General features: G+C 68.0%; 13 protein-coding genes. 3 read left to right on the top strand and 10 right to left on the bottom strand.

Features of this window, described 5'->3' with window-relative positions; genetic code table 11:
* Positions 1–11: 11 nt before the first annotated feature.
* Positions 12–2,435 carry a DUF1631 family protein gene (locus BN948_RS13025; RefSeq protein ID WP_009520659.1) on the bottom strand — a complete coding sequence of 808 codons (2,424 nt, stop codon included), beginning with the start codon at positions 2,433–2,435 and terminating at the stop codon, positions 12–14.
* Positions 2,436–2,693: 258 nt separating this feature from the next.
* Between BN948_RS13025 and BN948_RS13020 the strand changes: the two genes are divergently transcribed.
* The gene (locus BN948_RS13020; protein ID WP_009520658.1) at positions 2,694–2,933 is read left to right on the top strand and encodes a hypothetical protein; all 240 of its coding nucleotides are present in this window, start codon (positions 2,694–2,696) and stop codon (positions 2,931–2,933) included.
* Between the two features lie 18 nt (positions 2,934–2,951).
* Here the strand turns inward: BN948_RS13020 and clpB are convergent, their stop codons facing one another.
* From clpB to BN948_RS12975, 9 genes are all read right to left on the bottom strand, one after another.
* On the bottom strand, positions 2,952–5,558 hold the full coding sequence (clpB, locus tag BN948_RS13015) for an ATP-dependent chaperone ClpB (RefSeq protein ID WP_009520657.1): 2,607 nt from the start codon (positions 5,556–5,558) through the stop codon (positions 2,952–2,954).
* Positions 5,559–5,688: 130 nt separating this feature from the next.
* Positions 5,689–6,441, bottom strand: a complete 753-nt coding sequence (locus BN948_RS13010) for a GNAT family N-acetyltransferase (protein ID WP_009520656.1) — start codon at positions 6,439–6,441, stop codon at positions 5,689–5,691.
* Positions 6,442–6,451: 10 nt separating this feature from the next.
* Complete coding sequence (moaE, locus tag BN948_RS13005; protein WP_009520655.1) at positions 6,452–6,931, bottom strand: molybdopterin synthase catalytic subunit MoaE; 480 nt, start codon at positions 6,929–6,931, stop codon at positions 6,452–6,454.
* A complete protein-coding gene (locus tag BN948_RS13000; protein ID WP_009520654.1) occupies positions 6,928–7,182 on the bottom strand; it encodes a MoaD/ThiS family protein in 255 nt (84 codons plus the stop codon). The genes moaE and BN948_RS13000 overlap by 4 nt, the downstream gene beginning before the upstream one ends.
* Positions 7,179–8,462 (bottom strand): molybdopterin molybdotransferase MoeA, encoded by a 1,284-nt coding sequence (locus tag BN948_RS12995; RefSeq protein WP_009520653.1) that lies wholly within the window; start codon positions 8,460–8,462, stop codon positions 7,179–7,181. Before BN948_RS12995 ends, BN948_RS13000 begins: the two co-directional genes overlap by 4 nt.
* On the bottom strand, positions 8,459–8,992 hold the full coding sequence (mobB, locus tag BN948_RS12990) for a molybdopterin-guanine dinucleotide biosynthesis protein B (protein ID WP_009520652.1): 534 nt from the start codon (positions 8,990–8,992) through the stop codon (positions 8,459–8,461). The genes BN948_RS12995 and mobB overlap by 4 nt, the downstream gene beginning before the upstream one ends.
* Positions 8,989–10,431 carry a threonine synthase gene (gene thrC / locus BN948_RS12985; protein ID WP_009520651.1) on the bottom strand — a complete coding sequence of 481 codons (1,443 nt, stop codon included), beginning with the start codon at positions 10,429–10,431 and terminating at the stop codon, positions 8,989–8,991. The genes mobB and thrC overlap by 4 nt, the downstream gene beginning before the upstream one ends.
* A complete protein-coding gene (locus BN948_RS12980; protein WP_009520650.1) occupies positions 10,431–11,753 on the bottom strand; it encodes a homoserine dehydrogenase in 1,323 nt (440 codons plus the stop codon). Before BN948_RS12980 ends, thrC begins: the two co-directional genes overlap by 1 nt.
* A gap of 21 nt (positions 11,754–11,774) precedes the next feature.
* Positions 11,775–13,001 carry a pyridoxal phosphate-dependent aminotransferase gene (locus tag BN948_RS12975; protein ID WP_009520649.1) on the bottom strand — a complete coding sequence of 409 codons (1,227 nt, stop codon included), beginning with the start codon at positions 12,999–13,001 and terminating at the stop codon, positions 11,775–11,777.
* 115 nt (positions 13,002–13,116) lie between these two features.
* Between BN948_RS12975 and BN948_RS12970 the strand changes: the two genes are divergently transcribed.
* Complete coding sequence (locus BN948_RS12970; protein WP_009520648.1) at positions 13,117–13,518, top strand: Mth938-like domain-containing protein; 402 nt, start codon at positions 13,117–13,119, stop codon at positions 13,516–13,518.
* A 129-nt stretch (positions 13,519–13,647) separates the two neighbouring features.
* Positions 13,648–14,124: a peroxiredoxin gene (locus tag BN948_RS12965; RefSeq protein WP_009520647.1), complete on the top strand. Its 477-nt coding sequence runs from the start codon at positions 13,648–13,650 to the stop codon at positions 14,122–14,124.
* Positions 14,125–14,346: the final 222 nt, after the last annotated feature.

The raw sequence follows: 14,346 nt of genomic DNA, 5'->3' as shown, positions 1-14,346 counted from the left end.
TGCGCGGACGGTTACTGCACGCTGACCGGCTCGAGAACCGGGGGCGCGCCCGACGCCAACACCGATTCCAGCGCCGTCTGCACCACCGGCCGGGCCTCGACCGGGCGCAGCCAGCGGTTGCGGATGAGCCGCACACACACGCGCTTGGTCATGGAGTGGGCGCGCCCGCCCCGGCTGGTGAACATGAACAGCGTGCCGCGCGTGCTGGCCCAGATGAGCTGGGCGCGCAGCCATTCGCCGTGCGAGTAGAGGTCGACCCAGGTGCCTTCGCGCAGCGACATCAGCAGTTGCTCGGCGTCGAGCGCCTCGCCCTCCCCGCCCAGCGGCATGCTGTCGGAATCGACCTCGCCGTGCAGGCCGCCAAGGTCGGAGGCCAGGGTGTCTTCGAAGCCGGCCTCGGCCAGCTCCTTCTGGCCCAGCCAGGGCTGCGCGGCGGCCTTGGGCAGGCGCTGCTCGGGCGTGGCCGGCGCGAATTCGTCGAACACGGTCGGATCGACGATCTGCTCAAGCGGGATCGGGTCGGAATGGCCGGAGTCGCTGCGCACCTTGGCACGGCGCAGGCCCAGCACGGGCTCGTGCAGGCGCATCAGCGCGTCGAAGAATGGCTTGGTTTCGTCGCGGGTCTTGCCCAGGGCGTCCAGGCCCTGGTGCAGGGTCTTGATGAGGCCCGGAATGATGCGGAACAGGTCGGCCGGGCGGCGCAGGGTCACTTCCTTGCGGATGCTCCAGAGCAGGTCGGTGACGGCCTTGCGGTAGGCGTTGAGGTCGTTCTGGCTGTCGGGCAGGCCCATCTCGGCCTGCGCCAGCACCAGCGCCCAACTGCCGTAGACGAAATCAAGGATGAAGCCCGGCGCGTTCTCCACGTCGGCGCGCTGGCTCAGGTCCCAGGCGATGCGGTCGGCCAGGGCCTGGCGCTCCTCGGCGTGCCGCAGGGCATGCAGGCGCTCCTGTTGCTGCTGCTGCTCGCGGTCGTCCTGCGAACGCCAGTGGCCGCGCAGCTTCTCCAGCATCTCGCCGAAGGCCTTGGGCTCCTTGCTGGCGCGTTCGTTGAGCTGGCGGAACGCGTCGCGCACCGGGCCGAAGAAGGACTCGAACTCCTCGCTGAATTCGTCGTTGTAGCGGAAGCTGCGCTGCGCCACGCTTTCGACGAGGCGGCGCGCGGGGTGGGCGTCTTCGTTGAAGTAGCGCGGCTGCGTGAGCGCCTGGTTGAGCAGCGCGGGCTCCAGCGCCACCACGGCCTCGCGCACCGGCGCCAGCAGCAGCGGGTCGCGCGCAACCTGGTTGACCAGCTTGCGCACCACGTCCAGGCCCACTGCCTGGCCCACCGAGCGGGCCTGGCGCTTGAGGTCGAGCAGCTCGCGCGAGCGCCGCACGGCGCTGGCGAAGTCGCCCCAGTCCTGCTGGTTGAGCTGCGAGCCGATGCTGACGCCGCGCGCTGGACGGTCCACCACCGGCAGGTCGCGAAAGCGCGTGCGCTCTTCCTCCAGCACCACGTCGTCGAGCACGGGCAGCGCCGCCTCGGCCTTCACCGCCGCCATCTCGCGGTCAAGCTGGCGGTAGTACTGCTCGTCCAGCGACTGCTCGAACTCCTCGCCACCGTGCTGCAGGAACTGCTGCATCACGTCGTGGTCGATGGTCGGGTGGGCGCGGGCCAGGTCGCCCATGGCCGGCATGAAGCCGTAGGCGGGCTGCGCCGGCGCGGGCGCGTGGCCTTCGGTGGCCATGCCGCCCGGGGTGAATTCGAAGTCGAGCAGGTCGCGCTTGGGCGGCGTGGGCCGCGAGGCTTGCGGGTCGGCGACCAGGCGCACGCGGTAGCTGGCCTCCTGCACGTTGGCCCGCTGCAGCATCAGCGCCAGGTTTTCGTACAGGCCGCGCAGTTCGCGCCCCAGCACCGGGGCCAGGTGGCGCATCCACAGGGTGCGCACTTCGGCGTCGTTCTCGCTGGCGGCCAGCAGTTCGCGCAGCACCCGCACATACACCGAGGGGCGCAGCGGGTTCTTCTCGGCGTGCACGGTGTCCAGGCCGATCAGCGAGCTCATGCGCGCGTCCAGCACGGCCAGGGCCTGCTCCACCTCGGGCAGCAGGTTCTGCAGCAGCTTGGCGGATTCGATCGACTCGGCCACCGCGTTGTCGTCCACCAGGGCGAGCAGTTCGGTGTTGGACAGCAACGCCAGGCTGGAGGTATTGCCTTCGTTGTACCCGGTGCGCAACGCGGCCTTCAGGCGCTGCGCGAAGCTGGGCCCCCAGGCGTTGCGGTGTTTGAGCAGCGCGAACCAGGACCGCGCCGCGCGGTCCCGGGCGGCCACTTCGCGCATCTCCTTCTCCTCGTTCTGCAGGGACGAGACGGCCACGTCGATGCAGCGACCCAGCATGGGGGCCGCGTGGCGGATGGCTTCCTCGAAGCACTGCTCCAGCAAAGGAGAGGGAACGGTCATGGGGGCAAAGGGGCCAGGAGAGCGGCGACCATCATGTGACGAAAGCATCACGTGATGCAGGTCACGGTTATAGCCGCCGCGGATGTGATCGATGTGGTGATCGGCGGATTTCCTGACAGGGGTAGCCCCTGGGGCTCCGATCGGTCAGCCCAGGGTGCCGGACGGCGGGAACGACCCCTGGCCCAATTCTTGAATTTGTCTCACGGCCAGGCGTGCTTTCATCGCGAGGTCACGCCGCTGGTGCATCCTCATCGGGACATGGAAGGCAAGCTGTACACGAAGACGCCGCGCGCCTGGGAGGCGCTGGCCCGCCCCGACGGGCTGGACCGCCGGGCGCACACCCTGCTGCTGATGGCCAACGGCCGGCGCAGCCTGCGCGAACTCTCGCGCCTGCTGGGCGAGGACGTGCGCGACCTCGCACACGAGCTGGCCGCGCAGGGCTATCTGCAAAACACCCAGGTGCCGGTGCTGGCCGAGGCGGACGACGAAGCGGCCTGAGCGCCGCCCCGGCCGAGCTCAGTCCATCGCCACCGGTTCGCCGAACTCGAACACCCCGGGGTTGCGCACCGGGTCCACGCCGACCGGAATGACCGACTTGGGCGGGTAGCGTCCCTCCAGCAGCAGCTTGGAGAGCGGGTTCTCGATGCGCTGCTGGATCGCGCGCTTGAGCGGGCGGGCGCCGAACACCGGGTCGAAGCCGACCTTGGCGAGTTCGCCCAGGGCCGCGGGCGACACGTCCAGGCTCAGGTCCATCTTGTGCAGGCGCGCCTGCAGCGCCTTGAGCTGGATGGCGGCGATCGCCTCGATGTTCTTCGCATCCAGCGCGTGGAACACCACCGTTTCATCGATGCGGTTGAGGAACTCGGGCCGGAAGTAGCCTTTGAGCTCGCCCCACACGGCCTCCTTCACCTCGTCGTAGGGCTGGCCCACCATGGACTGGATCATGTGCGAGCCGATGTTGCTCGTCATCACGATCACGGTGTTCTTGAAGTCCACGGTGCGGCCCTGGCCGTCGGTCAGGCGGCCGTCGTCCAGCACCTGCAGCAGCACGTTGAAGACGTCGGGGTGGGCCTTCTCCACCTCGTCGAGCAGCAGCACCGAATAGGGTTTGCGGCGCACCGCTTCGGTGAGGTAGCCGCCCTCCTCGTAGCCCACGTAGCCGGGCGGCGCACCAATCAGGCGCGCGACCGAGTGCTTCTCCATGAACTCGCTCATGTCGATGCGCACCAGGTGCTCTTCGCTGTCGAACAGGAAGCCGGCCAGCGCCTTGCACAACTCGGTCTTGCCCACGCCGGTGGGGCCCAGGAACAGGAAGGAGCCGGTGGGCCGGTTCGGGTCGGACAGGCCCGAGCGCGAGCGGCGGATGGCATTGGCCACGGCGCTGATGGCCTCGTCCTGCCCCACCACGCGCTGGTGCAGCTTGTCTTCCATCTGCAGCAGCTTGTCGCGCTCGCCCTGCATGAGCTTGCTCACGGGAATGCCCGTGGCGCGCGCCACCACCTCGGCGATCTCTTCGGCGCCGACCTGGGTGCGCAGCAGCTGCGGGCGGCCCGCGTCCTTCTTGCCGGTCTCGGCGGCTTGCGCGTCCTTCAGGCGCTTTTCCAGCTCGGGCAGCTTGCCGTATTGCAGCTCGGCCACTTTGTTGAAGTCGCCCTTGCGGGTGAACTCCTCGATCTGGTGGCGCAGCTTGTCGATCTCTTCCTTCACCTGGGCCGAGCCCTGGGCCTGGGCCTTCTCGGCCTTCCAGATCTCCTCCAGATCGGCCAACTCGCGCTTGAGCCGATCGATCTCGACGTCGATGAGCCCCAGGCGCTTCTGCGAGGCCTCGTCGGTTTCTTTCTTGATCGCCTCGCGCTCGATCTGCAACTGGATCAGTCGGCGGTCCAGCCGGTCCATGGCCTCGGGCTTGGAGTCGATCTCGATCTTGATCTTGGCCGCGGCCTCGTCGATCAGGTCGATGGCCTTGTCGGGCAGGAAACGGTCGGTGATGTAGCGGTGGCTGAGTTCGGCCGCGGCCACGATGGCCGGGTCGGTGATCTCCACGCCGTGGTGCACCTCGTACTTCTCTTGCAGGCCACGCAGGATGGCGATGGTGGCTTCCACGCTGGGCTCGTCCACCAGGATCTTCTGGAAGCGGCGCTCCAGCGCGGCGTCCTTTTCGATGTACTTGCGGTACTCGTCGAGCGTGGTGGCGCCCACGCAGTGCAGTTCGCCACGCGCCAGCGCGGGCTTGAGCATGTTGCCGGCGTCCATGGCGCCCTCGGCCTTGCCGGCGCCCACCATGGTGTGCAGTTCGTCGATGAAGACGATGGTCTGGCCCTCGTCCTTGGCCAGCTCGTGCAGCACGCTCTTGAGGCGCTCCTCGAACTCGCCGCGGTACTTGGCGCCGGCCAGCAGCGCGGCCATGTCCAGGCTCAGCACGCGCTTGCCCTTCAGGCTGTCGGGCACCTCGCCGGCCACGATGCGCTGGGCCAGGCCCTCGACGATGGCGGTCTTGCCCACGCCGGGTTCACCGATCAACACCGGGTTGTTCTTGCTGCGCCGCTGCAGCACCTGGATGGCGCGGCGGATCTCGTCGTCGCGGCCGATCACCGGGTCGAGCTTGCCGGCGCGGGCGCGCTCGGTCAGGTCCATCGTGTACTTCTTGAGCGCCTCGCGCTGGCCTTCGGCCTCCGGGCTGTCCACCTGTTGGCCACCGCGCACGGCGGCGATGGCCGATTCGAGGCTCTTGCGCGAGAGGCCGTTCTCGTTGGCGATGCGGCCCAGCTCGCCCTTGGCGTCGGCCACGGCGAGCAGGAAGAGCTCACTCGCGACGAAAGCATCGCCGCGCTTGATGGACTCCTTCTCGGTGGCCTGCAGCAGCTTGGCCAGCTCCTGACCGACCTGCACCTGCTCCTGCCCTTGCACCTGGGGCAGGCGCTTGACGCCTGCCTCGGCCGCTTGCGTGAGGCCGGGCACGTTGACGCCGGCGCGCTGCAGGATAGAGACCGGACCGTCGGCCTGGCGCAGCATGGCCAGCAGCAGGTGCACCGGTTCGATGTACGCGTGGTCGTTGCCCAGGGCGAGCGATTGGGCGTCGCCCAGGGCTTCCTGGAATTTGGTGGTGAGCTTGTCGAGACGCATGAGAGGGGCGCTCCGGAAAGTGGATTGCGGTGCACATGGCGGCGATGGGGCCATTTTCAAGGCTCAAGGCGGGCCTGAACGGCGCCAATGCCGCGACCTTGATCCGCGTCAAGCCGCAGGGCCAGCGGCGTCAGCGCCGCCAATACGCGTACGACCAGGCCAGTTGGAAGCCCGCACGCTGGTAGAGCGCCAGCGCCGGCGCGTTGTCGGCCGTGACCTGCAGGAACACGCGCGGGATGCCCCGGCGCAGTGCTTCGCCGGCCATGGCGCGCAACACCATGCCCGCCAATCCGCGCCCGCGCTGGCGCGCAGCCGTCCGCATGCCATGTACCCCCAGCCAGCCGTGGCTGAAGCTCGCGGCGCCACAGGCCAAGGTGTGACCTGCTTCGTTCAGACTGGCAAAGCGCGTGCCGACGGCGCGCGAGAGCGCGCGTGAGCGGCTGGCGCCATCCACCGGGTCCAGGCCTTCACCGAGGAACATGGCCAGCCATGCCGCATCGGGCGTGTCTGCCAGACGCAATTCGATGCCCTGCGGCGGGTCCGGCAGGCGCCTCAACAGTTCGGCGGCCTCGGCGATGTGGGTTTGCGTGGGCTGGGTGCGGGTGAAACCGCGCTCGCCAAGGGTTTCGACGAAGGCGCCCCACTCGGGCAAGTCGGGCAGGCGCCAGGCCACCGCGAAGCCACGCGCGCGGTAGCGCTCGGCGATGGTGTCGATGAGGGCCGGATCGGGCGCCGCGTGCGACAGCGGCACCGCGCACTGCGCACGCCCCACGGTGCCGCGGTCCATGGGCAGCAACCAGCCGGGCAGGCCCTCGTCCACTTGCTCCGGTGCCACGGCCTGGACCGTGTTGCGTTCGATGGCCTCAACGGCGGCGGGGCCCATGGCCAGCCCTTCAGGCGTTGCCCGCCTGGATGCCCCAGCGGGCCAGGGCCGCATCGTCGCTCACGCGGGCGTCGACCCAACGCGCGCCCTCCGGCGTCTCTTCCTTCTTCCAGAACGGCGCCTGGGTCTTGAGGTAGTCCATCAAAAACTCGCAGGCCTGGAAGCTCTGGCCCCGGTGCGCCGAGCTGACGACCACCAGCACGATCTGGTCGAGCGGCTGCAGCGGCCCCACGCGGTGGATGACCCGCGCGCCCAGGATCTGGAAGCGGCGGAAGGCCTCGTCGATCATGGCCTCGACGGCCTTTTCGGTCATGCCCGGGTAGTGCTCCAGCTCCATCGCACTGACGGATTGGCCGTCGTTGCGGTCGCGCACCGTGCCGATGAAGCTGCACACGGCGCCCACGCCCTTGTCCTGCTCGCGCAGGCGGGCGACCTCGGTGCTCAAGTCGAAGTCGGCGGTCTGGATGGAGACGCGGCTGGCCACGTTCATCCCCCGGTGACGGGCGGGAAGAAAGCCACCTCGGCGCCGTCGGCGAGCGCGGCGGATTCGTCGGCCATGGCCTGGTTGAGCGAGACGCGCACGGCCTTGCCGCGCGCCAGCGCCTCCGCGTGCGCGCCACCGCGCGCGATGAGTTCATCGCGCAGCGCCGCCAGCGTCGGCGCCGCCGTGCTCAGGCGCTCGGTGCCGGTGCCGATGGCCTCGCGGATGGAGGCGAAGTAGCGCAGCTGGATGGTGTTCATGCGAGCAGGTCCGACAGGGCGATGAAGCGCACGGTGTCGCCGGGCGCAATGGTGGTGCCGGAGGGGTTGTCGACGAGGCCATCGGCCCAGACCACCGACGTGAGCACGCCCGAGCTCTGGTTGGGAAAGAGCTTGACGCCACCGTCGCCATGGCGGCGCGCGCGAAGGAACTCGCGGCGCTTGTCGGCGCGCGGCAGGCTGAAGTCGGCGCGCAGCGGCGTGGCGGGCGGCAGGCGCAGGGCCGCGGCGTCGGTCACGCCCTGCAGCTTGAGCAGGAAGGGTCGCACCAGCAGCAGGAAGGTGACGTAGCTGGACACGGGGTTGCCCGGCAGGCCGATGAAGTGGCAAGACTTCGTCGCGTCGGCACCCGCACCGGCGTCGCGCCGCACGTGGCCATAGGCGAAGGGCTTGCCCGGTTTCATGGCGATCTGCCAGAGGTCGAGCCCGCCGAGTTGCTGCACCGAGGGCTTGATGTGGTCCTCTTCACCCACCGACACCCCGCCGCTGGTGAGGATCAGGTCGTGGTGGTCGGCCGCCGTCTTCAATGCGGCCAACGTGGCCTCGCGCTTGTCGGGGACGATGCCGAGATCGCTCACCTCGCAGCCGAAGCGCTGCAGCAGCGCGCGCAGGAAGAAGCGGTTGGAGTTGTAGATGGCGCCGGGCTTCATGGCCTCGGGCGGCACCTCACCGGGCATCACGAGTTCGTCGCCGGTGGAAAACAGGGCCACGCGCGGGCGGCGCAGCACCGTGAGATGCGCCAGGCCCAGGCTGGCCGCCAGGCCCAGCGCGCCCTCGTCCAGGCGCTGGCCGCGCGCGAGCACGGTGGCACCACGCGTCACGTCTTCGCCGCTGCGGCGCACCCACTGGCCGGGTTCGGGAATCGCATCGATGTGCACGGCGTGCAGGTCACCACCAACCTCGCGCGTGTCCTCCTGCATCACCACGGCGTCGGCGCCCTCGGGCATGGGCGCGCCGGTGAAGATGCGCGCGCAGGTGCCGGGCTGCAGCGGTTCGCCCGCGTGGCCAGCGGGTATGCGCTGGCTGATGGGCAGCACCACGCCCTTTTCCGTCACGTCGGCGCGGCGCACCGCGTAGCCGTCCATGGAGGAGTTGTCCTGGGGTGGCACCTGCAGGGCGCTCACCAGGTCTTGCGCGAGCACGCGGCCCACGGCGTCGAAGGTGGGCACCGATTCGGTTTCGTTCAGGGGCGCGGCGCGGCCGAGCAAGGCGGCCAGGGCGTCGTCCAGGGCCATCAGGGGCGCGCGGGCCGGGGCGTTCATGGCTTGTCGGGTGGGCTGTAGTGGAACCGGCTGGCATTGTCGACCAGCCACGCGGCCACGTCATCGGGGGCGTTCAAATCCAGCACGGGCCGTGCGGGTGGCTCGGGCAAGGCGCCGGGGCTGTCGGTGGCGATGGCCAGCACCTGCGCTTGCGAAGGGTAAATCACCGGCTGGCCGCTGGCCTCGCGCCAGACCTCGACCTTGGGCAGGCTGCTGGCCTTGAAGCCCTCGACCAGCACCCAGTCCACCTCGGCGCTGAGCCGCGCGATGAGCGCGTGCACGTCGTGCGTGGCCTCGGTCTCGAACTCGCGCATGACCACCATGCGGCGCGGCGAGGCGGCCACGATTTCGACCGCGCCCGCCTCGCGGTGGCGCCAGGTGTCCTTGCCGGGATGGTCGATGTCGAAGCTGTGGTGCGCGTGCTTGATGACCGACACGCGCAGGCCACGCAATCGCAGGGCCGGGATGAGTTGCTCGACCAGCGTGGTCTTGCCCGAACCGGAGAAGCCCGCGAAGCCGACGACGTTCATGCAGCCGCGGTGCGCTCGGCGATGTAGGCCTTGACGCGCTCCACGTCGGACGGCATCACGGTCACGCGCTTGGGCAAGGACTCGATGCCCGCGTAGGCGGCCGGGCGCTCGGGCTCGTGGCCCAGGGCCTCGACGATGGTCTCGGCGAATTTGATTGGCAGCGCGGTTTCCAGCACCACCATGGGTACGCCCGGCTCCATGTGCTCACGCGCCACTTTCACGCCATCGGCGGTGTGGGTGTCGATCACCACGGCGAAGCGGCGATCGACGTCGCGGATGGTGGCCAGGCGGTCGGCGTGGGTGCTGCGCCCGCTCAGGAAACCGTAGTGCGCAGCGGCCTCGGCGAAAACCGGGTCGCCGCTGAGGTCGAAGCGGCCCTCGCGCGGGAGCGCGTCGGCGAACAAGGCCTTGCAGCGCGCCGGGTTGCGGCCCACGAGGTCGAAGACGAAGCGCTCGAAGTTGCTCGCCTTGGAGATGTCCATGGACGGGCTGGAGGTCTCGTGCGTGTCGGCGCTGCCGCGCACGCGGTACATGCCGGTGCGGAAGAACTCGTCGAGCACGTCGTTCTCGTTCGTGGCCACCACCAGGCGGTGGATGGGCAGGCCCATCTGGCGCGCCACGTGGCCGGCGCAAACGTTGCCGAAATTGCCGCTGGGCACGGTAAAGCTCACGCGCTGGTCATCGCCGCCCGTGGCCTGAAAGTAGCCGGCAAAGTAATAGACCACCTGGGCCAGCAGGCGCGCCCAGTTGATGGAGTTGACCGTGCCGATCTTGTGGCGGCGCTTGAAGTCGAGGTCGTTGCTGACAGCCTTGACGATGTCCTGGCAGTCGTCGAACACGCCTTCGATGGCGATGTTGTGGATGTTCGGGTCCGTCAGGCTGAACATCTGTGCCTGTTGGAAGGGGCTCATGCGTCCGTGTGGGCTGAGCATGAACACACGCACGCCGCGCTTGCCCTTCATGGCGTGTTCGGCCGCGCTGCCCGTGTCACCGCTGGTGGCGCCCAGGATGTTGAGTTCCTCACCGCGACGGCCGAGTTCGTACTCGAACAACTGGCCCAGCAACTGCATGGCCATGTCCTTGAAGGCCAGCGTGGGTCCGTTGGACAGGGCTTCGAGGTAGAAGCCGTCGTCAAGCTGCTTGAGCGGCACGATGGCCGGGTTGGCGAACACGGCCTCGGTGTAGGTGCGCTCGCAGATCGCGCGCAGATCGGCCGCGGGAATATCGTCGATGTAGAGCGAGAGGATCTCGAAGGCCAGTGCCGCGTAGCCGCCGGGCTTGCCTTCGTTGAACACCGCGCGCAGGCGCTGCAGCGCGGCGGCGTCCACCTGCGGGTAGCGCTCGGGCAGGTACAGGCCGCCGTCGGGCGCCAGGCCTTCGAGCAGGATCTCGCAGAAGCGCTTGCGGTCGGCGTGGCCACGCGTGGACAGGTAGCGCATCAGCGGAGCTCTTCCTTGCGGATGCGCACGATGGGCGAGAGCACGGTGGGCAGGGCTTGCAGCTCGGCCAGCACCTTGTCCATGGTGCCTTCGCGCGTGTCGTGCGTGAGGATGATCAGATCGGTGCTGGTGGCACCCTCGCCACCCACCTCGTCGGCCTCGCGCTGCAGCACGGCGTCGATGCTGATGCCGTTGAGCGCAAGCACGCCGGTGACCTTGGCCAGCACGCCGGCCTCGTCGGCCACGCGCATGCGCAGGTAGTAGCTGGTGACCACCTCGCTCATCGGCAACACCGGCAGGTCGCTCATGGCGTCGGGCTGGAACGCCAGGTGCGGCACGCGGTGGTGCGGGTCGGCGGTGTGCAGGCGCGTCACGTCCACCAGATCGGCGATGACGGCGCTGGCCGTGGGCTCGCTGCCAGCGCCCTTGCCGTAGTACAGCGTGGTGCCGACGGCGTCGCCATGCACCACCACCGCGTTCATCGCGCCCTCTACATTGGCGAGCAGGCGCTTGGCCGGCACCAAACTGGGATGCACGCGCAACTCGATTCCCTTGGGTGCGCGTTTGGTAATACCCAGCAGCTTGATGCGGTAGCCCAGTTGCTCGGCGTAGCGGATGTCGGTGGCCGACAGTTTCGTGATGCCCTCGACGTGTGCCTTGTCGAACTGCACCGGGATGCCGAACGCAATGGCACTCATGATGGTCGCCTTGTGCGCGGCGTCCACACCCTCGATATCGAAGGTCGGGTCGGCCTCGGCGTAGCCCAGGCGCTGCGCTTCCTTGAGCACGACCTCGAAGTCGAGCCCCTTGTCGCGCATCTCGGAGAGGATGAAGTTGGTGGTGCCGTTGATGATGCCGGCGATCCACTCGATGTGGTTGGCCGACAGGCCTTCGCGCAGCGCCTTGATGATGGGGATGCCCCCCGCCACGGCGGCCTCGAAGGCCACGATCACGCCACGCGCCGAGGCGGCGGCGAAGATTTCGGTGCCGTGCACCGCCAGCAGGGCCTTGTTGGCCGTGACCACGTGCTTGCCGGCCGAGATGGCCTCCATTACCAGCGCCTTGGCGATGCCGTAGCCGCCGATGAGCTCGATCACGATGTCGATGTCGGGGTTGGCGATCACCTCGCGCGCGTCGCTCACGACGGCAACGCCCTCACCTACCACGGCCCTGGCGCGCGCCACGTCGAGATCGGCCACCATGGTGATCTGGATGCCGCGGCCGGCGCGGCGGCGGATCTCTTCCTGGTTGCGTTGCAGCACGTTGAAGGTGCCGCTGCCCACGGTGCCAATGCCCAGCAGGCCCACTTGAATCGGTTTCATCGGTCGGTCAGATAAGAAAACTCAGTTGCCGTGGCGTTTTCGCCAGTGTTCGAGGAAGCGCGCGACGCGGCCGATGGCCTCGCGCAGGTCGTCCTCGTGCGGCAGAAAGACGATGCGGAAGTGCTGGTTGTCGGGGTAGTTGAAGCCCGAGCCCTGCACCAGCATCACGCGCGTTTCCTGCAGCAGCTCCAGGAACATCTGCTGGTCGTCCTGCACGGGGTACATCGCCGGATCGAGCTTGGGAAACATGTAGAGCGCCGCCTGTGGCTTGACGCAACTCACCCCCGGGATCGCCGTGATGAGTTCGTAGGCCAGGTCGCGCTGGCGGCGCAGGCGCCCGCCTTCCTGCACCAGGTCGTTGATGCTCTGGTAGCCGCCCAGTGCGGTCTGGATCGCCCACTGGCCCGGCACGTTGGCGCACAGGCGCATGTTCGAGAGCATGTTCAGGCCCTCGATGTAGTCCTTGGCGGGCTTCTTGTCGCCCGACACCACCAGCCAGCCGGCGCGGTAACCGCAGGAGCGGTAGCTCTTGGACAGCGAGTTGAAGGTAAGCGTGAGCACGTCCTCCGACAGGCTGCCGATCGGCACGTGCTTCACGTCGTCGTACAGCACCTTGTCGTAAACCTCGTCGGCGAAGATCACCAGGCCGTGCTCGCGCGCGATGGCGACGATCTGCTGCAGCAACTCCTTCGAATAGAGCGCACCCGTGGGATTGTTCGGATTGATCACCACGATGCCCTTGGTGGCCGGCGTGATCTTGCGGCGGATGTCGTCGATGTCGGGCATCCAGCCCCTGGATTCCTCGCACATGTAGTGCACCGGCGTGCCGCCCGACAGGCTGGTCGCCGCCGTCCACAGCGGGTAGTCGGGGGCCGGCAGCAACAGCTCGTCGCCGTCGTCGAGCAGCGCATTGGTGGCCATCACGATGAGCTCGCTCGCGCCGTTGCCGAGGTAGATGTCGTCGAGCGTGACGCCCTTGATGCCCTGCAACTGGGTCTCGTGCATCACCGCCTTGCGTGCCGCGAAGATGCCCTTGCTGTCGGAATAACCCGCCGAATTGGGCAGGTTGCGGATCATGTCCTGCTGGATTTCCTCGGGCGCATCGAAGCCGAACACCGCCAGGTTGCCGATGTTGAGCTTGATGATCTTGTGGCCCTCTTCCTCCATCTGCCGCGCCGCGTCCATGATGGGACCGCGGATGTCGTAGCAGACGTTGGCGAGCTTGGCGGATTTCTGGATGGTCTTCAAAGTCCCTCCGACGACGGGAACGCGGCGCGCAAGGCTAAGATGGAAGCCATGCCGGCCACGAGCAAACCGGCAATTTGACCACAGTTCCCCGACCCGACCAGGGCGCGAACGCCCCATGAAACTGCACGCCGACACGCCCCATCAACTCGCCATCACCTCCATCGGCGAGGGCTGGGTGGCCGTCAACGGCGAACGGCACGTGACCAGCGTGGTGCTGACGGCGGCGGGGCAATTGCGGCCCTGGAACTGCCAGCGCCTCGAGGACCTGACCCCGGCCCACTTCGAGGAACTTGTCGAGCCGGCGGGCGTCAAGCCCGAGCTGGTCCTCTTCGGCAGTGGTTCGCGGCTGCGGTTTGTTGCGCCCCGCCTGCTGCGAAGCCTGCTCGAACGCGGCATCGGCGTCGAAACCATGGACACCGCGGCCGCCTGCCGCACCTACAACATCCTGGCCGGCGAGGGGCGGCGCGTAGCCGCAGCCCTCCTACAAGAAGGTGGATCCCCGTCCATATCTGGGTAATCGGGGCCTCAAAGAGGTAAAATAGCGGGTTGTTGCCCGGCCAGACCTTCCGTATGCATACGGAGCGCCGGTCTGGCCCGCCGGGCAGCCAACGCAACACCATCCACTTACGTCAGGGGTCTCCACAGCATGGCCGTCGTTGTCAACAAACCCATCCCCGAGTTCGAATCCCAGGCCACCGGCGGCATCAAGGTCAGCCACCAGAGCCACCTCGGGCAGACGCTCGTGCTGTATTTCTACCCCAAGGACAACACGCCCGGCTGCACCACCGAGGCCATGCAGTTCCGCGACAAGTACAAGGACTTTGTCAAGGCCGGCGCTCAGGTGTTCGGCGTCTCGCGCGACAACATGAAGTCGCACGACGACTTCAAGGCCAAGCTCGAACTGCCCTTCGAGCTCATCGCCGACACCGAGGAAAAGATGTGTCACATGTTCGGCGTGGTCAAGAACAAGATCATGTACGGCAAGAAGGTCAAGGGCATCGAGCGCAGCACCTTCCTGATCGGCCCCGACGGCGTATTGCGCCAGGAATGGCGCGGCTTGAAGGTGCCCGGCCACGTGGAAGAAGTGCTCAAGGCGGTCAAGACACTCAAGAAGGCCGCCTGATCCACCGATGGTGCGGCGCAGCGACACCTCGCTGCCCCACCGTCACGCCGAGCTTTCGGCGACATGTGGAAGGTGTATAGTGGTTTGTATGTCTTCGGGCATCTTCCCCGTCCACCGCTGTTCCACTTTCGTCCGACGCACGCCAAGCCGCCCGGTTCTCCCGGCGGCTTTTTGTTTTTTCGAGCCCGCACGCTGAAGCCCACATGCCCCTGCCCCCCGCCC

It is taken from the genome of Hydrogenophaga intermedia (assembly GCF_000723405.1).
GTDB lineage: Bacteria > Pseudomonadota > Gammaproteobacteria > Burkholderiales > Burkholderiaceae_C > Hydrogenophaga > Hydrogenophaga intermedia.
Note: the sequence above shows the minus strand (reverse complement) of the source record. Positions and strands in the feature narration are given on the sequence as shown.